The sequence below is a fragment of the Metabacillus idriensis genome, assembly GCF_050483325.1.
In the GTDB taxonomy this organism is placed as follows: Bacteria; Bacillota; Bacilli; order Bacillales; family Bacillaceae; genus Bacillus_P; species Bacillus_P idriensis_A.
In genome coordinates this window covers 115,031-138,172 of record NZ_JBCMYF010000035.1, presented here as the reverse complement: position 1 = coordinate 138,172, position 23,142 = coordinate 115,031, and the positions used below count along the sequence as shown (strand labels likewise).

The following is a 23,142-nucleotide window of genomic DNA, read 5'->3' as shown; positions in this document are numbered from 1 at the left end:
ATTCTATATAGAGTGGCATTTTTTTATGGAAAGAGTTCAGTTTCTGCAGGTTCTCATTTTATGAATATGAAAAAATTCAGACGTCTCCTATCTATTTAGATGCTAATAGTAGTAAAATGAAAGTCTACACATCATTTAGCGGGAGAATTACATGTCAAAAAAGAAAAAAGTTCTTTATATATATTTTTTTATCAGTTTAATCTGGATTTTTGGAACAGACCATTTAATTGGGCTTTTAGACTACGATATTTATACGTTTATTCTTATTTCAAAATTTAAAGCCATTGTTTTTATCATCGCCACAAGCATCTTCATCTACTACTTAATAAATGAAAATGAACAGTTTAAGGAGCTGGAGCGGGAGAAAGAAAAGCTTTTGTCCCTGATTAATTCCATGGTGGATTTTGTGAACTTTAAAGATGGACAGGGCAAATGGATTGAAGTCAATTCGTTTGGTCTGAATCTATTTCAGCTGCAGGGTGTTGAATATAAAGGGAAAAGTGACAGGGAGCTTGCTGAATACACGGATTTCTATAAAGAGGCACTTATATTCTGCGAAAAATCTGATGAAATCACATGGCAGGGAGGCACTGTGAGCCGCTGTGAAGAGATTATTCCACTGCCTGATGGAAGCTTCAAAACGTTTGATACGATTAAAGTTCCTCTATTTAACGAGGATGGCTCAAGAAAGGCCCTGGTTGTAATCGGGCGGGATATTACGCAAATGAAAGAAGCGGAGGACCGTCTGCAAAAGGCGGAAAAATTAAGTGTTGTGGGAGGGCTTGCAGCAAGTGTTGCCCATGAAATTAGAAATCCCCTGACCTCTCTAAAAGGCTTTGTTCAGCTGATGAATAAAAACGACAGTGTGAACAAAATGTATTACGAAATTATGGAAAGCGAGCTGGACCGGATTAATGAGATTGTCGGCGAACTCCTTGTTCTGGCCAAACCGCAGAATATTCATTTTAAAAATACAAATCTGAACCAGCTTCTGTGCAACGTGATATCACTGTTGGAATCACAGGCTAATATGTATGGCGTTGATATTAAATTTGAGCATGCTGTTGGTATGCCTGATATTGATTGTGAGCCTAATCAGCTTAAACAGGTCTTTATTAATGTCATAAAAAATTCAATTGAAGCCGGATCTAAAACGATTGAAATAATAGTGAGCCACACCGGAAAACAGGCCATCGTCAAGATAGCTGACGATGGTGAAGGAATGGAAGAAGAGAGACTTAAAAGGCTTGGCGAACCTTTTTACTCCGTAAAAGAAAAAGGTACAGGACTCGGCCTCACTGTAAGCTACAGAATTATTGAATCTCATAATGGAAAGATATCTTTCAGCAGCAAAGTTGGCGAAGGGACTGCCGTTGAGATTGAAATTCCGATCAAAAGAGCATAAAAAACAGAGAGCAGGGAGCCTGTTCTCTGTTTTTTTTTATCGTTTTTAATTTATTGTGTTACACACGCAAGACAGCCGGTTCAGCATTTCATGGTGTCTAGCTCCATCGCCCAACTCCTCGGCCAGAACGGATCCGCCCATAAAGGCAAAAAGCGTTCACGGGCGGATCCTTATCTGTCTGCCTGCGCTAAGCAGTCGGTTCAGCATTTCATGGTGTCCAGCTCCATCGCCCAACTCCTCGGCCAGAACGGCACATCCAGCAAAGGCAAAAAGCGCCTTTACTGGATGTGCCTTTTCTGTCTGTCGGAGCTATTCGGGCGATTACGCATTTCAGAGTTCAATAGCTCTAATAGACACGATATCATCAATTTCAGATAGGGTTGTCAGCAGGGCATCGTCCAGGGAACGGTCGAATGAGAGCATCATGATGGCTTCTCCTCCGGCATTTTTACGGCCTACTTGCATGGTTGCAATGTTTACTTCATGATCACCTAATATCCGGCCTACGCGTCCAATGACCCCCGGTTTATCTGTATGCTGGATATAAATGAGATGTCCTGATGGATAAAAGTCAATATTGAAAGAATTAATGCCTACAATTCGTTCACCATAGTGAGGGATGTGCGTGCCTTTTATTTCAAACGTTGTTTGGTCACCATGGATGGTTACTGTGATGCAATTTTCATATCCAGACTCATTTGAAGTGATCTTTTCGCTGAAGCTGATTCCGCGTTCTTTTGCAATCATGCCTGCGTTTACTTCATTTACATTAGAAGCAACACGGGGTGTTAAGAATCCTGCAATCAAGCTTTTTGTAATAAAGGAGGTTTCAAGCTCAGCTACTGATCCTTCATATTTTATGGAAATGTCGTGCACTGGCTCCTTCATGCACTGAGATACGACATTTCCCATTTTCTTGGCAAGCTTGTAAAACGGCTGAATTTTTTCAAATATTTCTTTAGTTAATGTCGGCAGGTTAACAGATGTCGTGACCATTTTTCCGTCCAGAAAGTTCAGAACATCCTGTGCGACCTGGGCTGCAACGTTTAATTGTGCTTCCTTCGTAGAAGCGCCTAAATGCGGTGTTGCAATCACATTGTCATAGCGCAAAAGCGGATGATCAACTGGAGGTTCTGTTTCAAATACATCAAGCGCAACTCCAGCAATGTGCCCGTTTTCCAAGAAAGGAATAAGCGCTTCTTCATCGATAATTCCGCCTCGTGCACAGTTGAGCAAATAAACGCCTTTTTTAGTCTTGGGCAAGGATTTTGCTCCAATAAGTCCTCTTGTTTCTTTTGTTAGAGGGGTATGTACAGTAATGATATCTGCCTGCTCTAAAAGTTCATCAAGACTCGCGCTTTTTACTGATATCTTTGCAGCGCGGTCACGGGTCAAAAATGGATCGAAAACAAGCACATTTACTCCAAAAGCCTGCGCGCGTTTTGCAATTTCTGTTCCGATTCTGCCGAGTCCGACAATGCCCAATGTTTTGCCGTAAAGCTCAGTGCCGACAAAGGCAGTCCGGTTCCATTCATTAGATTTCACGGATACATTTGCCTGCGGAATATGGCGGAGCAGGGATGTCATCATCGCAAAAGTATGCTCAGCTGTAGAAATTGTATTTCCATCGGGTGCGTTAATAACGACTACACCATGTTTAGTTGCAGCATCAAGATCAATGTTATCGATTCCAACACCGGCTCTTGCGATTATTTTTAGCGACGGCATTTTAGCGATTAATTCCTCCGTGACTTTAGTGGCACTTCTGACAAGCAAAGCGTGAAATGTATGAAGCTCATCTGCTGCCTCTGACGCTTTTTTCTGAACAACATCTGCATGTTCTGCTCCAAGCAAAGGCAAAAGGCCGTCTGCACTCATTGAATCTGATACAAGTATTCGATACATGATTATCCCCCTAAGCGCTACTATTAAATATCAGATAATTTATCATATTAAGATTATTATGTCAATAACAGTAAAGCGTTAAAAGGCTAAAGACTTTAATTGGAAAAAGAATGCTGTTTCGATTTTAAGCATTTATATTCACAAAATGAAAAGGATGCAGTATACTTATCTCGAAAACAAAATAATATGATCTATCTTCGGGGCAGGGTGCAATTCCCGACCGGCGGTAATGAAACAAATGTTTCTAGCCCGCGAGCCGTTTGCAGTTTGGCAGGATCTGGTGTGATTCCAGAGCCGACAGTATAGTCTGGATGGGAGAAGATGGAGGTTCTGGCGTTTAAAATGCAAATTTTAATCGTTTATTTAACCTTGCCTGATTTCTCCCTTTGTGTACGTTGCACAAAGGGTTTTATTTTGCTTGGATAAACAGGACGTTTCCTTTCTTTCCGGATGGATCGAAAAAGGAGAGAGAGAAAGATGCAGCACAGTAAGGTGAAAAAGCAAGTGTCAATCGCAATGCTTGCAAGTGTAGGGTTTGTATTAATGATTTTTAATTTTCCGATTGGTTTTTCAAGTTTTTTAGAACTTGATTTCGGAGATGTTCCGGCCATTATCGCCGCTATTCTGTTTGGTCCTGGAGCCGGTATAATGGTTGAAGCAATCAAAAACATTCTTCATTACATTATTATGGGGAATGCAACAGGTGTTCCTGTCGGCCAGCTTGCCAATTTTACTGCAGGTGTCTTATATATTCTGCCTGCTTCCTATATGTACCGTAAAATGAATTCAATGAGAGGCCTTGCAATAGGACTTTCAATCGGCACAGTCGTGATGGCTTTAGTCATGAGTGTCTTAAACTACTACTTGTTCATACCGGCATACACATGGTTCCTTAATGCTCCGGCTATGGCAGCGCCGGAATTGCGCGCACTTATCGCAGCGGGAATTCTGCCGTTTAACTTAATTAAAGGAATTGTCATGGGATTTGTGTTTATGGCAATCTTTGCGAAGCTTAAAACATGGGTTCATGCACAAACTGACTATAAACGTGCTGCATAAAAAAATCCTCTGCATTTGCAGAGGATTTTTTTCTATTCAAATTTTAAAGCGTCGCCGTCAAATGACTCGTCGGCAATTTTAATGGAATCAGTCGGACAGCCTTCATATGCGTCCATCATGTCTTCCTCTAAGATTTCAGGTACTTCGACAATTCCCTGGTTATCATCAAGGGTTACGAATGCAATACCCTCATCATCATAATCATAAATGTCTGGTGCAGCTGCTCCACATGCACCGCAAGCAATGCAAGTATCTTTGTCAACGATTGTATACTTTGCCATAAAAAAAACCTCCTCTGAAATGGTCACACTCTATGATATGGTACATTCATTCATTTGTCAGTGAAAAACTGAAAAATCAGGTGCGTACCTCTTTATATTTATACATTGTAAATCTGTTTTCGAAACTTTTCAATAGGAAAGTACAATGAGAATGCTTATCATACAAGGCTTTCTAGTAATTAAGATACCCTTTACAGGCAACTTTAAACGCCAATTTTCAGCGAGAATCTGTTACAATAGAAGCAAGAATCGAAACGTGTCAAAAAGTGTAAGGTGATGTGGATGACTCAAAATTATTTGGATATTGTCTATTTAGATTGTCTTAAGAAATTCGGCGGGGAACGTTCTTCATCAGCCGTTTTTCATTTATTAAAAGGAAAAAAATCCTCACAGACGATTCAGGACAGCAAGCTTTTTCACCTTTCAAATTTATTCGGCATGTATCCGGTTTTAAAGCGGAAAGAGTATGAAGCAGCTGTGCAAAATCTAATTGATACTGGATACATAATTTATTCGGAAAATGATGCTCTTATTTTATCAAAAAAAGCTGAAACTCTTCTTGAAACAGTAAAGAAAAATAAGCCAATTCCTAAATGTTTGAATGGATCCATCTTTTCATCAAGCGGGTTTCTTTTCTGGAAGAGACTGATGCTGATGACTCAAGTTCTTTCTCATTCAAAAGCAGGCAGCACAAAATACTTGCCTGTAACGAAAGATGAAAAAGTGCAGCGGTGGGTAAAGCATTTTTTAAAAAGGTCACCCCTAAATAGAATGGAGCTGTCTGATGCTCTCTATCAGGAAATGTTCAGTCATCTTCAGCGGTTTTCAGACCGGGAGGCAGCGATTTGGGTCTATCAATTGACATCTAATCAGCGCATTGGCCTGACATATGAACAGCTTGGCGAAAAATTTAATGAAGATGCAGAGTACATTAAATTGCTGTTTTGGAACGTTATACACAATGTCATAGAAGAATGCAGCTTGAAAAAACATCAATATCCGCTTTTGAACTCAGTGATAGAAGACCTTTCAAAAGTTCACCCTCTTACCGAATCCACTTCAAAAACGCTGCAGCTGATCCAATTGGGAAAATCAATAGAAGAAATTGCAAGAATCAGGCATTTAAAATTAAGCACGATTGAAGATCATGTTGTTGAGATTGCATTGAATGACACTGCTTTTGATTTTTCCATGTTTTTAGCGGATGATGGACTTCAGGTTATTGCTATGAAGATTGAGGAATTAAACACGCATCAGCTGAGAATTGTAAAAGAAGCGCTGAATGACCGTTATTCATATTTTCAGATCAGACTCGCTTTTACACGTCTTTAGGAGGAAGTCATGAACGTTAAAGAAGCATTAAAGCGCCATTTCGGACATGATTCCTTTCGAACTGGCCAGGAGAACATCATAACGGATATTATAGACGGCCATGATGCAATCGCCCTTCTTCCTACAGGAGGAGGGAAATCGCTTTGCTATCAGCTGCCTGCTTACATTCTGGATGGGACAGTGTTAATCGTTTCACCGCTCCTTTCATTAATGGAAGATCAGATTCAGCAAATTCGCCTCAGGGGAGAGAAGAGGGTTATTGGCTTAAATGGCGCTCTCCCTTATATGGAAAGGCAAAGAGCATTAAGCAAACTGAATCAATATAAATATATCTTTGCATCACCGGAAATTCTGCAGTTTGAAGCAGTTGCTTCTGCACTTCGGGAGATAAAACTCTCATTATTTGTAGTTGATGAAGCTCACTGTATTTCTCAGTGGGGTCATGATTTCAGGCCTGACTATTCAAAGCTTGGCGAATTAAGAGAGAAACTTGGCGGTGCACCCTGCATGGCACTGACTGCAACTGCTACACCAGAGGTACTGACGGATATTGAAAAATCTTTGCACATGACGAACGTAAAAAGGCATATACAATCAGTTAACCGCAGCAATATTGCCATAAAAATTGAGGAATGCCATTCACTTGAAGATAAAATGAAAAGAGTATCTGAACTAGTAAAAACCCTGAAAGGGCCTGGAATTATTTATTGCTCAAGCAGAAAATGGACGGAAAACCTTGCGCAATTCCTGAAAATGGAGGGCATTCACGAGTCTGCCTGTTATCATGCCGGGATGGAGCAAGAGCAGAGGACACTGATTCAGCAGCAGTTTATATATGATCAATTAGATGTAGTCTGCTGCACAAATGCATTTGGTATGGGTGTTAATAAAGGAAATGTCAGATATGTCATCCATTTCCATTTCCCCTCTCAAATCGAATCCTACGTTCAGGAAATAGGCAGAGCGGGAAGAGATGGACAGCCAAGTGCGGCAATAGCTCTTATTGGAAGCGGAGATATCGAAATTCCCTTAACCCTGCTGGAATCTGAGTTTTCAACATTTGAACAGCTCCATCAGACCATTTATCAAATCTCTGCAGGCGGAGATGCTGAAGAATCATTTGAAATGGCTGGTGTAAAAGAAGTACAGGGAAGGTTTATTCTTCATCATTTAGAAAAGCTCCCATATGCCCTATCCGGAAATGAAAAGCAGGTGATTCAATTCATTTGGGGGAAAATTGAAGAAAGACGTTCTTTCAAAAAAAGAAAATTAGACGCAGTTATGAAATGGCTTATGTCAAAAGAATGCAGGCGGCAGGGAATACTCAGTTATTTTGAAGAAAATATTATCCATTCACAGGAGAATTGCTGTGACAGGTGCGGACTTGATCTTTTACTTTATGAAGAAAAGAAAGTGAAGCATGCACATCTTCATCTTCTTGAATGGAAGGCAGAATTAAAGGCTGTTTTTGGCCAGAACGAGTGATGAAATGGTTAAGCGTCAAAATGAACTTGTCAAAAGAATGACAGACGGACAGCTGCTCCAGCAGCTTTATTATACTCAAATTTTACTACTTACAATTTCCGTCTTTTTAAGTATGATGTTATTTAACAGATTGTCTGATTTTAAGGAAATATGGAGGCCTGAACTGGCAGAAATCTTGCTTTTTGGGGGAGTGACTGCTGTTATTGTGCTGATTTTCGATTGGATCATCATGCACACTATGCCAAAAGAATGGTATGATGATGGCGGCATTAACGAAAAAATGTTCAGATACCGTTCCTTGCCGCATATTTTTTTTCTTTGTCTGTTAATTTCCTTTACAGAAGAACTTTTATTCCGCGGTGTGATTCAAACTCATTTTGGCATTTGGACGGCAAGCTTCATCTTTGCAGTCCTGCATTTTCGTTATTTAACAAAAGGTCTGCTGTTTATAATGGTGATGCTGATCAGTTTGCTGCTCGGGTTTGTGTATGATTGGACAGGAAATTTATTCGTCACAGTCTTTGCACATTTCTTAATCGATTTGGTGTTTGCCATTCAAATTCGTTTGCAGTACATTAACGGAGGTGAAAAATATGAGTAAAAATGAAGAAGCAGCTGCGTCACGCGCTTCAAGGAAAAATAAGATAGATGAATACAAATCAAGAACAGGCAGCTATCCATCCAGAAGTGAACTTCATAAAAAGAAAGACAAAAAGAAATCAAAGTATAAATATCCCGCTATAAGCATACTGGCCTTATTCTTTTTTCTGCTTCCCGTAGCGTTTTACTACATTATTTCATATTTCGATGACCGCAGTAAAACTGTCAATGGAGAAAATATTTCCGACTATGAAGATGTTTTAATAAAATATGGTGATGAAGAGGAAGAAGAAGAAGAACAGTCTTCTGATGAACAGTCCTTAGAAGATGCCGAAACAAAATCACAAGAAGCTGATCAAACGTCTGTAAGCTCAGCAGAAACAGCTGTCAAAACAGAGGCAGCACCTAAGAAAACTTCAGCAGAGCCTGAATCTGAAAATACACAGCCAGAACCAGAACGTAAACCGGAACCAGAACCGGAACCAGAACCAGAGCCAGAACCAAAAGAAGAGTACAAAGTAATCGAACACACAGTGGGTCCTGAAGAAAATCTGTTCAGAATCTCCGTAAAATATTACAGTGACCGTTCAGGCGAGGCTTTAATAAAGCAATGGAACAAAATGAGCGGAGACGGTGTGTATGAAGGCCAAGTGCTTAAAATACCGATTAAACAGTAAACGCATGAATACAGCATGCGTTTTTTTCATGGCTCCTTTTCATATCAAGATGGACAACATCATATAATCTGGTTATAAGAATTGAACCTTTCCCGGGAGATGTGATGTGTGTGGAAAAGCAAATTCAGCAGCTTAGTGAGTCTACCGACTTGGCGACTAAACAAATGCTTCAGAGTGTACTGAATAAAAAACGAAAATATGAGCGGTATAAAAAGAACTGTTTTAGATGTCAGATGTTTACTCTGACAGGCGGGATGTCCTTTTTTCTTTACTTTTATCAATTCATTGTTGTTCCTAACGGAAGTGATATTGGCTACATGCTTGGTGAATTAGTCGGAAGCGTCTTTCACTTTTTCATCATATTAACCATAGGGGCAGGGTATGCAACATCCCATTATTATAAGAAAAAAGAAGAAAAGTACGAAAAGGAATATCATGGCTTAAGAACAGAAATTATCCGGAAAAGCTCTGAATTATGGCCGCAGCCCTACCACTGGAAAAAAAGAGGCGAGGTTTATGACATGATGAAAAAGGATTTTGATATTAATCTGTATTTTGAAAGTAAATAAAAGGAATAGAGGGATTTAGCAAATAACAGCGAATGTATGCTAAAACGTTAATGGGGTGATGCGATGTTTGTGAAAAGTACGATGATTCCTAAAGCAAGAACAATTCATGCCGCAGCGGAGGATACACTGTATACGGTGCTTGAAAAGCTGGAAAAATACAAAATAGATGGAATTCCGGTATTGGACGGAAAAGCATACATAGGGATGATTACCCGATATCACCTATATGAGCATTTTTTTGAATCCAATGTGCAAAAAGACGATTTCTTAAAAAATATGAAAGCGGACGAAATTGCCGTCAATGGGGATGTGTACCTTGAAGGTGATGAGATTTTTGAAAAAACACTGCTGCGGTTAAAGGACTTTCCGCTGATTGCCGTAGTCGGAGAAGAAAAAGAATATTTGGGTATTGTGACCAGGTATGATGTTCTTGAACAATTTCAAAGCGCATTCGGTATGAACAAAAAAGGAGTCAGAATTGCATTTACCTCAGTTGAAACAGAGGGCAGGATCGCAAGGCTGACAGAGCTTGCAAGGCAGTTTCATGAAGATATCATTTCCCTTGTAACATTTGATGAAACCGAAAGCATGGTCAGAAGAATGGTCATGAAAATTGAAAAAAAGGACAATATCAGCCGGTTTATTGAAAGAATAGAAAAGTCTGGATTCAGAGTCCTCGATATCCACGAAGATGAATAAACCTCCTTTCCCTACATATAAAAGTGTAGGGGAGGGATTTTTTTGTTAAAACATGCCGCGTTTTTGATCATCGGGTACGCATCTGCCTATTTAGCATGTATTTGGATACCCGTACAGCATCCGTTTCTGCTGTCTGAATTTATCATGATGCTGGTTTTAAACCCTGCAAGATCCTTTTTTTCAATGATGTTATTTACAATCGGATTTATTCTCCACGCATCGCTTATTAAAACTGCCTTAAGACTAACGTATAAAATCGCAAGAAACGAAGGCGATGTGCTTGAGACGATTATTAGTTATTGTGTTTTTATTAATTTTTATATATTATTTCAAATAGGATTTTGGCAAACTTTAGTATTAGCAGCTTTTACGATTTTATATGGGCTGGCAACGGCAAATCATCAATATTTCTCGCCTAAACAAGCTCATTAAGATTTTAGTCTGCACATCTAATGAAAAATGTGCAGCAATCACAGGATTATTCATTTGTTATACAAAGTTTACACAGGCTGTTCAATCCTATATAATTTTAGTACAGTGATTTTTGTTAATGGAGGATTAGATATGTCTGGTCAAGAAGGCAAATACAACATTAAGGCAGTTTCCAAAATGCTTGGAATCCAACCAGGGACATTAAGAGCTTGGGAAAGACGCTATAATATGATTGCACCGGTTCGAAATGATTCAGGGCATCGTTTATATACAGAAGAACATATAAAAATTTTAAAGTGGCTGATCACGAAAGTAAATAAAGGCTTTACCATCAGCCAGGCAGTTAATTTGCTTGAAAACAGCGGCCTTTCCTCAGAAGAGTCGCTTGCTGTGTCAGCAAGCGATACACCTGACCGTGCGCTGGATTTAACAGAAGAGCTGCTTGCTGCTTTGCTTTCATTTGATGAAAATCAGGCGCATGAACTATTAAATAAGGCTTTTAGTCTTTACTCAATTGACAAAGTCCTTATCGACATATTAGGAACTCTTATCGTGAAAATTGGAGACTTGTGGGAAAATGGGAAAATTACTTCTGCACATGAGCATTTTGCCACGTCGTTTCTCCGGTCGAGAATTGGGATCATCCTTCATACCCTGCCTGTGAATGGACTGCTTCCGAAAGTAGTTTCCGTTTGCGGGCCAGGAGAGTGGCATGAACTGGGACTTCTGATCTTTACTCTTTATTTAAGAAGAAAAGGGTTTGAAGTCATTTATCTTGGGACGAGCATCGCTGATGGGGATATCGATATTGTCCTTGAAGAAGTAAATCCGAGGTTTTTATTCTACTCATGCACTCTGCAGGAAAACGTTGCTAAAACGGTTGAGTCAATTGAAGATCTTTCAAAGAAATACGACAGCTTGATCATAGGACTTGGAGGCAGCGCGTTTAATAAAGTCAAAAGTGAGCAATTCAAAAACTATGAATCATTTTTCGTCGGGGATACGAAAAACCAGTGGGACAAATGGCTCAAAGAACGCCTTTCTGTGTAACTTGTCACCCCGAATTTTTTTTCTTGTCTTTATGGAATAAGAGAGTGTAAACTTGTTAAAAATCAACGAACCATCCCATCTGTATTTCATATGATAAGGAAAAGGGCGTTCTGACGGCAGGAGGGTAAGGGATGCGGCTAGAGCGATTGAACTATAACAAGATAAAAATCTTCTTAACAATAGACGATCTAATGGACAGAGGACTTACAAAGGAAGACTTATGGAAAGATTCATTGAAAGTGCATCAGCTTTTCAGAGAAATGATGGATGAAGCAAGTGAAGAGCTCGGTTTTGAACCAAGCGGGCCAATTGAAGTTGAAGTATACTCTCTTCAAGCTCAGGGTATGGTCATCATCGTGACCAAAAACCATGAGGAAGAGGAGACTGATGAAGATTACGCAGATGATTACATTGAGATGCAAGTAAAGCTCGATCAAAGCTATGATATTATTTTTGAATTCAATGAGTTTGAAGACATTATACAGCTGTCAAATGCACTCTTCTCGCAAGGAATAAAAGAAGGGGCCGTATACTCCCATCAGAACAGATATTACTTCATGATAGATGAGCATCAGCCGATCGAAGTGGATTCCTTAGTTTCAATCATTGCAGAATACGGTAATCCATCCATGATCTCGATTCATTATCTCCATGAATACGGAAAATGCTTAATGGCAGATGATGCAATTGAAAAACTGCATCACTACTATTGGAGTAAAAAGACTTAACTACTAATGCCTGCAGACTACTGCAGGTTTTTGTTGTTGGATGCAGCTATTTTGTTAGTTGAAACTGTTCTGAAACGCGGTCAGGTGAAGAAGTGTAAATCCTCAAACAGTTATAAATCTTCACTATTTTCAAACTTCAATCCAAAAAAATCAACCAATTTTATCCATTATCACCACATCGTTGAAATCGCTTACAAAAATGAGTTTGTTTTTGGTTTATTTCTGCTTTTTCTACTTTGCAGAAAACATCTGAAGGTGTATACTATGTCATGAAAGGTGGACATTTCCACACAATTGAAAAGACAGTAGGAGGTTTACTCGAATGGTAGCCGAAAAAAGCACCGATCATAAACGAGAAAAGCATGATGTGTTGAAATCAACACAAACGGTGATACATAAAGCCCTAGAGAAACTAGGATACCCTGAAGAAGTTTATGAATTATTAAAAGAACCGCTGAGAATGATGACGGTAAAAATACCTGTAAGAATGGACGATGGTTCAGTCAAGATTTTTACTGGCTACCGCGCCCAGCATAATGATGCAGTAGGACCGACTAAGGGCGGAATCCGGTTCCATCCGGGTGTAACCGAAACTGAAGTTAAAGCGCTGTCAATATGGATGAGTTTAAAGTGCGGAATCGTTGATTTGCCATACGGCGGAGGAAAAGGCGGTATTGTCTGTGATCCGCGTGATATGTCATTCCGTGAATTAGAGCGCCTGAGCCGCGGATACGTAAGAGCGATCAGCCAGATTGTCGGACCGACAAAAGATATTCCTGCCCCGGATGTTTTCACCAATTCACAAATTATGGCGTGGATGATGGATGAGTACAGCAGAATCGATGAATTTAATTCACCTGGATTCATTACAGGAAAGCCTTTAGTGCTTGGAGGTTCACATGGCCGTGAATCAGCGACTGCGAAGGGCGTTACGATTTGTATATATGAAGCTGCAAAGAAAAAAGGAATTGAGCTTAAGGGCGCCCGTGTAGTTGTACAGGGATTTGGAAATGCTGGAAGCTACTTAGCGAAGTTCATGCATGACGCAGGTGCGAAAATTATTGGGATCTCAGATGCTTATGGAGGTCTGCATGACCCGGAAGGTCTTGATATCGACTACTTGCTTGACCGCCGCGACAGCTTCGGAACAGTAACAAAGCTGTTCAATGATACCATTTCAAATAAGGAACTGCTTGAGCTTGATTGTGATATTTTAGTGCCGGCTGCGATTGAAAATCAAATCACAGAAGAGAATGCACACTTAATCCGCGCAAGCATTGTGGTAGAGGCTGCAAATGGCCCGACAACGCTTGAAGCAACACAAATCCTCACTGACCGCGGCATCCTGCTTGTGCCGGATGTATTGGCAAGTGCAGGAGGCGTTACCGTTTCTTACTTTGAATGGGTTCAAAACAACCAAGGCTATTACTGGTCAGAAGAAGAAGTTGATGAAAAACTTGAAAAAGTGATGGTTAAATCCTTTAACAATATTTATGAAGCAGCACAAACACGACGTGTAGATATGAGGCTCGCCGCATACATGGTCGGGGTCCGCAAAATGGCAGAAGCATCCCGCTTCAGAGGCTGGATCTAAAATCAAATATTTGCATGAATTCAAAAAATCTCCTATCATTACTGATAGGAGATTTTTATTATTTAGACAAACAGGACGATTTTAGTTTTATTCAGGAGTGAACGCTTTGAAAACGGAACAGGTCATTATTATCGGCGGCGGTCCTTGCGGATTAGCTGCAGGCATAGCATTAAAAGAGAAAGGGATTAACCCTCTTATTATAGAAAAAGGAAACATCGTAAATTCTATATATAACTACCCCACTCATCAGACGTTTTTCAGTTCAAGTGAAAAACTTGAAATTGGCGAAATTCCTTTCATAACAGAAAACAGGAAACCATTCCGGATCCAGGCGCTCGCTTATTACAGAGAAGTGGTAAAGAGGACTAGCCTAAGAATCAATGCTTTTGAAAAAGTAACGGAAGTTTTGAGAGAAGGAACAGGATTTATTGTCAAAACGTCTAAAGCGGACTACCGCTCTGACTTTATCGTGGCAGCAACCGGCTATTACGATCATCCAAACTTTATGAACATTGAAGGGGAAGATCTTCCAAAAGTGTTCCACTATTTTAAAGAAGGTCATCCGTATTTCGATAAAGATGTAGTTGTGGTCGGAGGGAAAAATTCAAGTGTGGACGCAGCGCTTGAACTTGTTCATGCCGGTGCGCGTGTTACGGTTATTTACAGGGGAGGAACCTATTCCCCAAGTGTAAAACCATGGATCCTGCCTGAATTTGAAGCACTTGTCAGAAACGGAACAATTAAAATGGAATTCAACTCGATTTTAAAGAGCATAAAAGATGACGCTGTCACGTATGTAGTGGACTGCAAAGAAGAAAAAACAATAAAAAATGATTTTGTATTTGCTATGACAGGATATCATCCGGACCAATCATTTCTCACTAAAATGGGTGTGGCAATTGACGAGGCGTCAGGGAGACCTGCTTTTACCGAAGAAACAATGGAAACAAACGCAGAAGGAATTTACATTGCGGGAGTCATTGCAGCGGGAAACAATGCCAATGAGATTTTTATTGAAAATGGCCGCTTTCATGGCGGATTATTGGCCAGTCATATTGCAGAGAAAATGAAATGAAGAAAAAGGGGTTTTTCGTTAAGTCCCAAAAAAATAAAGCAGGCGGGAAAAAGATTGGTTTTTCTGCCTGCTTTTTGTATGAAAATAATTAGTGGCATCAGTCAAAGTAGTGTTACCACTTTTAACGTTTTAAAGTACAATAAGTGGCGTCATTAGCCTTAATGCTGCCACTATTAACGGTTCAAAGCATGAAAAGTGGCGTCAATTCGACACAGTGCAATAACTTTAATGTCAAAAGCATAAAAGCGTCATTTCAAATAGTACTACCACTTTCCCAAAAAAAGAGGCTGCCCATAAAACATTCTGGACAGCTCCTTTTTTGATGAACAATGAACAATCTGCCTGGATTATATCTGCAAAAAGCGCCTTTTCTGCCGAATCCTTATCTGTCTGTCGGAGCTGCCCAAGGCGGTTCCGCTTTTCTATTAATAAGAAAAGATTTCCTGCAGTTCTTCTGCATTCTGTGTGGTTTCAAGGGCGATCATGAGTTTTAGTCTTGCTTTTTGGCCATTTAGTCCGTTGCTGAAGATAATGCCTGCGTCTTTAAGTGTTTTCCCCCCGCCTTCATAGGCATAGACGTCCTGCACGATGCCGTTGAAGCATCTGGATACGATGACGATTTTTACGCCTGCGCTCATTAATCTTTTTAAGGAAGTCATCATTTTTGGCGGCAGATTGCCTTGTCCCAGCGCTTCTATAACCAATCCGTCTAGTTTTAATTGTTCTATGGCTGTCAAAATTGTTTCATCCATGCCAGCATATGCTTTTAAAAGCAGGACTTGCTTTGTTAAAGAGGCAACAGCAAGTTTCGTTCGATTGACTGGTTTATGATGAAAGGCAACACCTCTTTTATTGACGATGCCAATCGGGCCGTATTGAGGACTTTGAAAGGTCGCGACATTGCTTGTGTGTGTTTTCGTTGCATTTTTTGCCGAATGGACCTCATCGTTCATGACAACAAGTACACCCATTTCTGCTGCTTCTTTGCTTGCTGCAACTTGAATGGATGATACTAGATTGTATAATCCGTCTGAACCGAGCTCATTGCTTGACCTCATGGCGCCAGTAATGACAACGGGTAAGCTGACATTCAAAGTCAAGTCCAGAAAATACGCTGTTTCCTCAAGAGTGTCAGTACCGTGAGTAATAACAATGCCATCAATTTTATCCTTCTTGCATGCCTTTTCAATCGTTTCTTTTAATTGGAGCATTTCGTCTGGGGTGATATGAGGCGAAGGCAGGTAAAATAATTCCTTTGCCGTAATCACAAGATCATTGAATTTAAGTAAGTTGTGAAGCAGCGGGTTTGATTCTCCCTGCTTGACTTCCCCTGTTGTTTCATCTTCACTCATTGAGATTGTACCGCCTGTGTGAATGACCAATATATGTTTCATAAGCTCCTCCGAATGTTTGAAATCTTTTTCCATGTTTGATCTGATTCATTCATTTTCAATTCTACGATAACATGATACCATTAATAAATAGAAGATTTTAGAAGAAAGAAGGCCTGTGGATGATTGCCATTATATCTGCCGGCATAGCCCCTGGTTTAGCCATTTTAAGCTATTTTTATTTAAAAGACCAGTATGATTCAGAACCATTCTACATGGTTTTCAGATCATTTGTTTTTGGGGCATTGCTCGTTTTTCCAATCATGTTTATTCAATATGTTCTTGAAGCAGAAAAAGTGTTTGACTCTGGGTTGATGCTTGCATTTGTATCAAGCGGGCTTCTCGAAGAATTTTTTAAATGGTTTATCTTAATAGTAACTATTTATCCGCACGTTCATTTTGATGAGCATTATGACGGGATTGTATACGGTGCTGCCTCTTCTCTTGGATTTGCCACCCTGGAAAATATTTTGTACTTAATCGGAAATGGACTGGAGTTCGCAATTGGCAGGGCGCTATTGCCGGTGTCTAGTCATGCGCTGTTCGGGGTCATAATGGGGTATTATCTCGGGAAAGGAAAGTTTTCCCTTATTTCTGAAAAAAAGAAATGGATTTTGCTGTCTTTGATGCTTCCTGTTCTGCTGCACGGATTATATGATTACATATTGGTCGCACATGAACTTTGGCCGTTTTACATGGTCCCATTTATGTTTTTCTTATGGTGGTTCGCTCTGCACAAAGCTAAAAAAGCAAGAATGATCAAACAGCCTGTATAAGCAAAAAGCAATCCTTTTAAAGGGTTGCTTATTTTTTTATGGACAGAAGGCTGTATAAAATGCCATTTACTACAAAAAATACGTTGTAAGGAAACTATTAATCATGAGGAGGCAGCAGCATGCAGAAAAATCGTTTCATTTGGATGACGGCAGGTGCAGTAATTATTGCTCTCTTTTTCCAAATGACTAGTTTAAATCAAAATGAAGCCCATGCGTTTTCAAATCAAGTGATTCAAAAAGGCGCTGTTGGCGATGATGTTGTGGAACTGCAGGCAAGATTGCAGTACAACGGATATTATAACGGTTCGATCGATGGAGTATATGGATGGAGCACTTATTGGGCGGTACGCAACTTTCAATATGAATTTGGATTAAAGGAAATAGATGGACTTGTTGGAGAGGCAACAAAACAAAAACTAGCACAGACTACAAAATATTATCGGGATTTTGTCCATAAACAGCTTAACACGGGCAAAGATTTTACACATTACGGAGGCGTTCCGCTCAGCAGACAGAGCTCGCCTTCAAAAGCGTATAAAGCTAAATTAAAAGCAGCCCACGGTAAAAAAGGAGCAGGCAAGGCTCCTTCAGGACAGGCAAAACAGACACAGCCGAAGCAGCAGGCAGAGCCAAAGCAGCAAGCAGAGCCAAAACAGCAGGCGCAGCCTAAAGCAAAATCTCAGCCCAAAGCAAAAACAACCGCTGTAAATATGCCGGAGGGTTTTTCGCAAAATGATATTCAGCTTATGGCAAATGCGGTATACGGCGAAGCGCGGGGAGAGCCGTATATCGGTCAGGTTGCAGTTGCCGCTGTCATTTTAAACCGGGTGGACAGCGCAACATTCCCGAATACAGTATCAGGTGTTATTTTCGAGCCAAGAGCCTTTACGGCTGTAGCAGATGGGCAAATTTGGCTGACACCGAATGAAACGGCTAAAAAAGCAGTGATGGATGCAATAAATGGCTGGGATCCAACAGAGAATGCAACTTATTATTTTAATCCCAATACCGCAACAAGCGGCTGGATTTGGGGAAGACCTCAAATTAAACAGATTGGGAAACACATATTCTGCAATTAAGAGGTGAATGAAATGATCAGAGGAATATTGATTGCGATTCTGACAATTGGAGTCGTTGGAACGGCTTATTGGGGCTACAAAGAGCATCAAGAAAAAAATGCAGTGCTGATTCATGCTGAAAACAACTATCAGCGCGCATTCCATGATTTGACCTATCAGGTTGATCAGCTGCATGATAAAATCGGTGCCACTCTTGCGATGAATTCTAAAAAATCACTGTCGCCGGGACTTGTTGAAGTGTGGAGGATTACCTCACAAGCTCATTCAGATGTGGGACAGCTGCCGCTGACACTGCTCCCTTTCAACAAAACAGAAGAGTTTTTAGCAGCAATATCTGATTTCAGCTACCGTACAGCTGTACGGGACCTTGATAAAGAACCATTATCAGACCAGGAATATGCCACGCTAAAGCAGCTATATACAAAATCAGAGGATATTCAAAAAGAACTGCGCAATGTCCAGCATTTGGTTATCGAAAACAATCTCAGATGGATGGATGTTGAACTTGCTCTGGCTGCTGGCGATGAGAAAGATGATAACACCATTATTAATGGATTTAAAACAGTTGAGAAAAATGTCAATGCCTATTCAGAAACAGATTTTGATCCTTCGATGACATCTGTAAAAAAAGAGGAAGAAGGTTTTGACCATTTAAAAGGCAGCGTCATTACAGAAAAAGAAGTTCCGAAGATTGTAGAAAAATTTGTTCCTGGTTCAACAGGCAATATGAAAGTAACGCCAAATGGGAAAGGCTCACCGCTTGAATTTTACAGTGTTTCTGTCAATGATCCAAAAAAGAAATCCGAAATCTATCTCGATATTACAAAAAAAGGCGGCTATCCGATTTGGCTGCTTCAGAACAGAGAAGTAAAAGACCCTAAAATCAGCTTAAATGATGCCTCAAATAATGCGGCGAAATTTTTAAAAGATCAGGGGTTTGAGGATTTGATTTTATATGAAAGTGCTCAATTTGAAAACATAGGCATTTTCTCCTTTGTGTCCATCTATAAAAATGTAAGGCTATATCCGGATGCAATCAGAATGAAAGTGGCTCTTGATGATGGAAAAGTAATAGGCTTTTCCGCAAGAGACTATCTTGCATCACATCGTAAACGTGATATTCCTCAGGCCGAAATCAGTCCGGAAGAAGCAAGAAGTTTTGTGAATCCTAATCTGATGATTCAGGAAGACAGACTCGCTATCATTACAAATGAACTGGGTGAAGAAGTTCTTACTTATGAGTTTTTAGGAACAATGGAAAATGATACTTACAGAATCTTCGTAAATGCCAATGACGGTTCGGAAGAAAAAGTTGAAAAACTGGATAACTCTGAGCCGATCTATCAGGAAATATAGAAAGACGAAATAACAAAAAGATCCTATATAATAAAAGGAAAAGGTGAAATAGACTTTTCCTTTTTTTTATTCCATGATTTAATAATAAGAGTAGAGTGAAATAGAGAGTATGTGATCATGTGCTGAAAATTGGGGATCGTTTAATTTTTGAAATAGAAGATGATAAGTCTGTAAAATTAAAATGCAGAGTAGTCGATCTAAAGGATCAGGTATTATATACCGATTATCCAGTGAATGAAGAGACAGGAAAACCATCTTTTTTGCTGAATGGAACACATTTATCTGCCACCTTCGTTGGAAATGATCAAAACCCATATTATTTTAATACAGAAGTCCTGGGCAGATTTAAAGATAATATACCGATGCTCGCCTTTAAGTTGCCTGCAGCGCATGAATTGACTAAAATTCAAAGAAGAGAGTACGTGAGGATTGAGACAGCAATTGATGTTGCCCTTCATTCAGTAAATGGCATGTTTGAGCCGTTTGTGACGACAACAATTGATATAAGTGCAGGGGGTGCTGCAGTCAGCCTGCCATCTCCTGTCACTGTCAATCAAAATGAAGAGGTGTATGCATGGCTCGCTTTGCCTTTTCAAAAAGGAACAACTGAATATGCAAAAATCAAAGCAAAAATGATAAGAATCATAAAAAGCGGAAAGAAAGACATGGCCACGCTTCAATTTCTTGACTTATCAGAACAAGACCGCAAGAAATTGCTGCAATTTTGTTTTGACCAGCAGCTGCTTATGAAGAAAAAGGGAGTTTCAGCCGAATAAGAAAATTCCAATTGCATCATACTAGTTATAAAAAAGTGGAGATGGATACAAGTATGATGCGGTTTGAACGAATAGTGATCAAGATTGTGATCATTCAATTGATTCTTTTATTTTGTGCACAGGCTGCGCTGACGAATGCAAATCTTCAGCCCCACATCTCGCGTGTGGTACAATATGAAGGTGTAAACAAGCTGACAATCAGTGAATGGCTTGAAACCTTTAAACAATCAACTATGCAGGATAAATAGACCTGCATTGTTTTTATTTCTTATAATAAAAAGGACAGCATGAAGATTCCTGAATACGTATCTAGGAAACTATCAAGGAGGAACTATGGAACGAAATATATCAATTGCAATTGATGGACCTGCAGCAGCAGGCAAAAGCACAGTTGCAAAAATTTTAGCAGAAGACTATTCATATGTTTATATCGACACGGGTGCCATGTACAGAGCCATTACTTATAAAGCGATTCAGCAGAATGCGGATTTAGAAAATGAAGAAATCCTGAAAGAGATTCTGTCTGATACAAAAATAGACCTAGTTCCAAGTGAAAAAGGGCAGCTTGTTTATGTAAATGGGGAAAATGTCACAGAAGTGATCCGCACCCATGAAGTCACAAATTCTGTTTCTATAGCGGCGAAACATGCTTCTGTCAGAGAAGAAATGGTCAAAAGACAAAAAGAAATGGCAAGAGGCGGCAGAGTGGTTATGGACGGAAGAGATATCGGCACCCATGTTCTGCCGGATGCTGAGGTGAAGATCTTTTTGAGAGCATCTGTGCTTGAACGTGCCAAAAGACGTCATGACGAAAATCTTTCAAAAGGATTTGAATCCGATTTAGAACAGCTGAAGCTTGACATTGCAAGAAGGGACAAACTTGATTCTGAGCGGATCATTGCTCCTCTTAAAAAAGCAGATGATGCTGTTGAAATTGATACTACGTCACTGTCAATTTCCGGTGTTGTGGAAGAAATCAAAAAAATTGTCAAAGAGAGGCTTTGATGAAAATGAACTTTTATCAATTTGCCAAAGGTGTTGTAGCTTCAGTGTTCTTTCCTCTTTACCGGATCGAAGTAAAAGGGAAAGAACATTTTCCTAAAGATGGAGCTGTTCTGTTGTGTTCGAATCATATTGATAATTTAGATCCTCCTACAGTCGGGATATCAGCTCCAAGACAAGTGCATTTTATGGCGAAAGAAGAATTGTTTCGAGTCCCTGTATTAGGGGGTATAGTCAGAAAAGTTGGGTCTTTCCCTGTTAAAAGGGGCATGAGTGACCGGGAGGCTTTAAGAAATGGGTTAAATGTGCTGAAAGAAGGCGGCGTTTTGGGATTATTCCCTGAAGGCACAAGAAGCAAAGACGGGAAGCTTGGCAAAGGGCTTGCGGGAGCGGGTTTTTTCGCCCTCAGATCTAATGCTTTAGTCGTTCCCTGCGCGGTTATCGGCACGTATAAGCCTTTTCGGAAAGTAAAAGTTTTCTTCGGCGAGCCTATCAATCTGGACCCTTTAAGAGAAAGAAAAGCTACTGCTGAAGAAGCAACTGAGCTGATTATGTCGAAAATTGCAGAACTTCTCGAAAAACATCGCTCTTAAGAGTCTTACTACTTGACAAAATGTAACATTTATTAGAAGTTAGTAAAAAGAGTATTTTCACTTTATTCTAAAAAGTGATTTCATACATATCCAACTAAGTCGTAGGTTGTGACCAAGGAGGTAATTGGAATGGTTGAAGACATGAATGATGTAGAAGTAAAAACACCAGAAGTTGGTGACATTCTAAAAGGGATCGTTACCAAAGTTGAAGACAAACAGGTCATTGTTGAAATTGATAACGTGAAACATACCGGTATTATTCCTATCAGTGAATTATCCAGTCTCCACGTTGAAAAAGCTTCTGATGTTGTAAGTGAAAATGAAGAATTGCAGCTAAAAGTGACAAAAGTCGAGGATGAAGCATTAATCCTTTCTAAACGAGCAATTGACGCAGATCTTGCCTGGGATCAGCTGCAGGCTAAATTCGAATCAAAAGAAGTATTTGAAGCAGAAGTCAAGGATGTAGTAAAGGGCGGCCTCGTAGTTGACCTTGGAGTAAGAGGATTCATTCCTGCATCATTAGTGGAATCTCACTTTGTTGAAGATTTTTCTGACTATAAAGGAAAAACACTGTCCCTTATGGTTGTAGAGATTGACCGTGAGAAGAACCGTGTAATTTTATCTCATCGTGCCGTAGTCGAGAAAGAACATGGCGAAAAGAAACAGCAGAGATTAGATATGATTAAAGCAGGCGAAGTGCTTGAAGGAACGGTTCAGAGACTGACTGATTTCGGGGCATTTGTCGATATCGGCGGCATTGACGGGCTTGTTCACATTTCACAGCTGTCGCATAACCATGTTGACAAACCGTCTGAAGTAGTAGAAGAAGGACAAAAAGTACAGGTGAAGGTCCTTTCGATTGATCGTGATAATGAAAGAATCTCATTATCTATAAAAGAAACCCTTCCTGGACCATGGGAGAACATTGCAGGTAAAGTAAAAGCTGGCGATGTCGTGGACGGCACAGTGAAACGATTGGTTTCTTTCGGTGCATTCGTAGAAATTCTTCCCGGGGTAGAAGGTCTTGTTCATATTTCTCAAATCTCGAATAAGCATATTGGCACACCGCATGAAGTGCTTTCAGAGAATGAAGAAGTTAAAGTGAAGATACTAGACGTTAATGAAAACGAACAGCGCATTTCCCTGAGCATTCGTGAATTAGAAGGCCCATCTAAAGCTGATGAAGAGGATTACCGCAATTATCAGGCTAAAGAAGAGTCTTCAGGTTTTCAACTAGGCGAAATGATTGGCGATCAATTAAATAAATTGAAATAAACG

Annotated in this window: 24 protein-coding genes and 1 riboswitch; of the genes, 21 read left to right on the top strand and 3 right to left on the bottom strand. The window is 39.9% G+C overall.

Annotated elements, in window-relative coordinates; all coding sequences use genetic code 11:
• Nucleotides 1-151 precede the first annotated feature (151 nt).
• Nucleotides 152-1,405, top strand: a complete 1,254-nt coding sequence (locus ABEQ24_RS21045) for an ATP-binding protein (RefSeq protein WP_430008607.1) — start codon at nt 152-154, stop codon at nt 1,403-1,405.
• Nucleotides 1,406-1,735: 330 nt separating this feature from the next.
• Here ABEQ24_RS21045 and serA read toward each other — a convergent pair whose 3' ends face one another.
• Nucleotides 1,736-3,310 (bottom strand): phosphoglycerate dehydrogenase, encoded by a 1,575-nt coding sequence (gene serA, locus ABEQ24_RS21040; RefSeq protein ID WP_430008606.1) that lies wholly within the window; start codon nt 3,308-3,310, stop codon nt 1,736-1,738.
• Nucleotides 3,311-3,499: 189 nt separating this feature from the next.
• Nucleotides 3,500-3,637: riboswitch (FMN riboswitch) on the top strand.
• A 150-nt stretch (nt 3,638-3,787) separates the two neighbouring features.
• Here serA and ABEQ24_RS21035 point away from each other — a divergent pair.
• Nucleotides 3,788-4,369: an ECF transporter S component gene (locus ABEQ24_RS21035; RefSeq protein ID WP_430008605.1), complete on the top strand. Its 582-nt coding sequence runs from the start codon at nt 3,788-3,790 to the stop codon at nt 4,367-4,369.
• A gap of 32 nt (nt 4,370-4,401) precedes the next feature.
• On the opposite strand, the gene ABEQ24_RS21030 is transcribed toward ABEQ24_RS21035, so the two are convergent.
• On the bottom strand, nt 4,402-4,650 hold the full coding sequence (locus ABEQ24_RS21030; RefSeq protein ID WP_029280187.1) for a ferredoxin: 249 nt from the start codon (nt 4,648-4,650) through the stop codon (nt 4,402-4,404).
• A gap of 282 nt (nt 4,651-4,932) precedes the next feature.
• Between ABEQ24_RS21030 and ABEQ24_RS21025 the strand changes: the two genes are divergently transcribed.
• From ABEQ24_RS21025 to ABEQ24_RS20975, 11 genes are all read left to right on the top strand, one after another.
• The gene (locus ABEQ24_RS21025) at nt 4,933-5,982 is read left to right on the top strand and encodes a helix-turn-helix domain-containing protein (RefSeq protein ID WP_430008604.1); all 1,050 of its coding nucleotides are present in this window, start codon (nt 4,933-4,935) and stop codon (nt 5,980-5,982) included.
• 9 nt (nt 5,983-5,991) lie between these two features.
• Nucleotides 5,992-7,467, top strand: coding sequence for a RecQ family ATP-dependent DNA helicase (locus ABEQ24_RS21020; protein ID WP_430008603.1), 1,476 nt, complete (start codon nt 5,992-5,994; stop codon nt 7,465-7,467).
• 4 nt (nt 7,468-7,471) lie between these two features.
• Nucleotides 7,472-8,068 (top strand): CPBP family intramembrane glutamic endopeptidase, encoded by a 597-nt coding sequence (locus tag ABEQ24_RS21015; RefSeq protein WP_430008602.1) that lies wholly within the window; start codon nt 7,472-7,474, stop codon nt 8,066-8,068.
• Nucleotides 8,061-8,744, top strand: coding sequence for a LysM peptidoglycan-binding domain-containing protein (locus ABEQ24_RS21010; protein WP_430008601.1), 684 nt, complete (start codon nt 8,061-8,063; stop codon nt 8,742-8,744). The genes ABEQ24_RS21015 and ABEQ24_RS21010 overlap by 8 nt, the downstream gene beginning before the upstream one ends.
• A 110-nt stretch (nt 8,745-8,854) precedes the next feature.
• On the top strand, nt 8,855-9,313 hold the full coding sequence (locus ABEQ24_RS21005) for a DUF2663 family protein (protein WP_430008600.1): 459 nt from the start codon (nt 8,855-8,857) through the stop codon (nt 9,311-9,313).
• A gap of 63 nt (nt 9,314-9,376) precedes the next feature.
• On the top strand, nt 9,377-10,012 hold the full coding sequence (locus ABEQ24_RS21000; protein ID WP_430008599.1) for a CBS domain-containing protein: 636 nt from the start codon (nt 9,377-9,379) through the stop codon (nt 10,010-10,012).
• A 42-nt stretch (nt 10,013-10,054) separates the two neighbouring features.
• Nucleotides 10,055-10,444 (top strand): hypothetical protein, encoded by a 390-nt coding sequence (locus ABEQ24_RS20995; protein WP_430008598.1) that lies wholly within the window; start codon nt 10,055-10,057, stop codon nt 10,442-10,444.
• A gap of 132 nt (nt 10,445-10,576) precedes the next feature.
• Nucleotides 10,577-11,494, top strand: a complete 918-nt coding sequence (locus ABEQ24_RS20990; RefSeq protein WP_430008597.1) for a MerR family transcriptional regulator — start codon at nt 10,577-10,579, stop codon at nt 11,492-11,494.
• Between the two features lie 131 nt (nt 11,495-11,625).
• Nucleotides 11,626-12,222, top strand: a complete 597-nt coding sequence (locus ABEQ24_RS20985) for a genetic competence negative regulator (RefSeq protein ID WP_430008596.1) — start codon at nt 11,626-11,628, stop codon at nt 12,220-12,222.
• A gap of 322 nt (nt 12,223-12,544) precedes the next feature.
• Nucleotides 12,545-13,816: a Glu/Leu/Phe/Val family dehydrogenase gene (locus ABEQ24_RS20980; RefSeq protein WP_309192777.1), complete on the top strand. Its 1,272-nt coding sequence runs from the start codon at nt 12,545-12,547 to the stop codon at nt 13,814-13,816.
• Nucleotides 13,817-13,922: 106 nt separating this feature from the next.
• The gene (locus tag ABEQ24_RS20975) at nt 13,923-14,891 is read left to right on the top strand and encodes a YpdA family putative bacillithiol disulfide reductase (protein ID WP_430008595.1); all 969 of its coding nucleotides are present in this window, start codon (nt 13,923-13,925) and stop codon (nt 14,889-14,891) included.
• Between the two features lie 425 nt (nt 14,892-15,316).
• On the opposite strand, the gene ABEQ24_RS20970 is transcribed toward ABEQ24_RS20975, so the two are convergent.
• Nucleotides 15,317-16,285: an asparaginase gene (locus tag ABEQ24_RS20970; protein ID WP_430008594.1), complete on the bottom strand. Its 969-nt coding sequence runs from the start codon at nt 16,283-16,285 to the stop codon at nt 15,317-15,319.
• A gap of 119 nt (nt 16,286-16,404) precedes the next feature.
• On the opposite strand from ABEQ24_RS20970, the gene prsW reads away from it, so the two are divergent.
• The 8 genes from prsW (at nt 16,405) to rpsA (ending at nt 23,139) form a co-directional block, all read left to right on the top strand.
• On the top strand, nt 16,405-17,058 hold the full coding sequence (prsW, locus tag ABEQ24_RS20965) for a glutamic-type intramembrane protease PrsW (RefSeq protein WP_430008593.1): 654 nt from the start codon (nt 16,405-16,407) through the stop codon (nt 17,056-17,058).
• A 143-nt stretch (nt 17,059-17,201) separates the two neighbouring features.
• A complete protein-coding gene (gene sleB, locus ABEQ24_RS20960) occupies nt 17,202-18,137 on the top strand; it encodes a spore cortex-lytic enzyme (protein ID WP_430008684.1) in 936 nt (311 codons plus the stop codon).
• Nucleotides 18,138-18,149: 12 nt separating this feature from the next.
• Nucleotides 18,150-19,493: a germination protein YpeB gene (gene ypeB / locus ABEQ24_RS20955; RefSeq protein WP_430008592.1), complete on the top strand. Its 1,344-nt coding sequence runs from the start codon at nt 18,150-18,152 to the stop codon at nt 19,491-19,493.
• A 119-nt stretch (nt 19,494-19,612) separates the two neighbouring features.
• Nucleotides 19,613-20,269 carry a flagellar brake protein gene (locus tag ABEQ24_RS20950; protein ID WP_430008591.1) on the top strand — a complete coding sequence of 219 codons (657 nt, stop codon included), beginning with the start codon at nt 19,613-19,615 and terminating at the stop codon, nt 20,267-20,269.
• A gap of 53 nt (nt 20,270-20,322) precedes the next feature.
• Complete coding sequence (locus ABEQ24_RS20945; protein WP_070877556.1) at nt 20,323-20,517, top strand: YpfB family protein; 195 nt, start codon at nt 20,323-20,325, stop codon at nt 20,515-20,517.
• A gap of 85 nt (nt 20,518-20,602) precedes the next feature.
• Nucleotides 20,603-21,274, top strand: a complete 672-nt coding sequence (cmk, locus tag ABEQ24_RS20940; RefSeq protein WP_430008590.1) for a (d)CMP kinase — start codon at nt 20,603-20,605, stop codon at nt 21,272-21,274.
• Nucleotides 21,275-21,279: 5 nt separating this feature from the next.
• Nucleotides 21,280-21,864, top strand: coding sequence for a lysophospholipid acyltransferase family protein (locus ABEQ24_RS20935; protein ID WP_430008683.1), 585 nt, complete (start codon nt 21,280-21,282; stop codon nt 21,862-21,864).
• A 129-nt stretch (nt 21,865-21,993) separates the two neighbouring features.
• Nucleotides 21,994-23,139: a 30S ribosomal protein S1 gene (gene rpsA, locus ABEQ24_RS20930; protein ID WP_430008589.1), complete on the top strand. Its 1,146-nt coding sequence runs from the start codon at nt 21,994-21,996 to the stop codon at nt 23,137-23,139.
• The last annotated feature ends 3 nt before the right edge of the window (nt 23,140-23,142 follow it).

Coding starts and splice junctions, on each gene's coding strand:
- sleB (WP_430008684.1), top strand. CDS start 17,202: ATGACGGCAGGTGCAGTAATTATTGCTCTCTTTTTCCAAATGACTAGT.
- ABEQ24_RS21020 (WP_430008603.1), top strand. CDS start 5,992: ATGAACGTTAAAGAAGCATTAAAGCGCCATTTCGGACATGATTCCTTT.
- serA (WP_430008606.1), bottom strand. CDS start 3,310: ATGTATCGAATACTTGTATCAGATTCAATGAGTGCAGACGGCCTTTTG.
- ABEQ24_RS21030 (WP_029280187.1), bottom strand. CDS start 4,650: ATGGCAAAGTATACAATCGTTGACAAAGATACTTGCATTGCTTGCGGT.
- ABEQ24_RS20980 (WP_309192777.1), top strand. CDS start 12,545: ATGGTAGCCGAAAAAAGCACCGATCATAAACGAGAAAAGCATGATGTG.
- cmk (WP_430008590.1), top strand. CDS start 20,603: ATGGAACGAAATATATCAATTGCAATTGATGGACCTGCAGCAGCAGGC.
- ABEQ24_RS21000 (WP_430008599.1), top strand. CDS start 9,377: ATGTTTGTGAAAAGTACGATGATTCCTAAAGCAAGAACAATTCATGCC.
- ABEQ24_RS20985 (WP_430008596.1), top strand. CDS start 11,626: ATGCGGCTAGAGCGATTGAACTATAACAAGATAAAAATCTTCTTAACA.
- ABEQ24_RS20990 (WP_430008597.1), top strand. CDS start 10,577: ATGTCTGGTCAAGAAGGCAAATACAACATTAAGGCAGTTTCCAAAATG.
- prsW (WP_430008593.1), top strand. CDS start 16,405: ATGATTGCCATTATATCTGCCGGCATAGCCCCTGGTTTAGCCATTTTA.
- ABEQ24_RS21045 (WP_430008607.1), top strand. CDS start 152: ATGTCAAAAAAGAAAAAAGTTCTTTATATATATTTTTTTATCAGTTTA.
- ABEQ24_RS20935 (WP_430008683.1), top strand. CDS start 21,280: ATGAACTTTTATCAATTTGCCAAAGGTGTTGTAGCTTCAGTGTTCTTT.
- ABEQ24_RS21025 (WP_430008604.1), top strand. CDS start 4,933: ATGACTCAAAATTATTTGGATATTGTCTATTTAGATTGTCTTAAGAAA.
- ABEQ24_RS21035 (WP_430008605.1), top strand. CDS start 3,788: ATGCAGCACAGTAAGGTGAAAAAGCAAGTGTCAATCGCAATGCTTGCA.
- ypeB (WP_430008592.1), top strand. CDS start 18,150: ATGATCAGAGGAATATTGATTGCGATTCTGACAATTGGAGTCGTTGGA.
- rpsA (WP_430008589.1), top strand. CDS start 21,994: ATGGTTGAAGACATGAATGATGTAGAAGTAAAAACACCAGAAGTTGGT.
- ABEQ24_RS21010 (WP_430008601.1), top strand. CDS start 8,061: ATGAGTAAAAATGAAGAAGCAGCTGCGTCACGCGCTTCAAGGAAAAAT.
- ABEQ24_RS20970 (WP_430008594.1), bottom strand. CDS start 16,285: ATGAAACATATATTGGTCATTCACACAGGCGGTACAATCTCAATGAGT.
- ABEQ24_RS21015 (WP_430008602.1), top strand. CDS start 7,472: ATGGTTAAGCGTCAAAATGAACTTGTCAAAAGAATGACAGACGGACAG.
- ABEQ24_RS20945 (WP_070877556.1), top strand. CDS start 20,323: ATGATGCGGTTTGAACGAATAGTGATCAAGATTGTGATCATTCAATTG.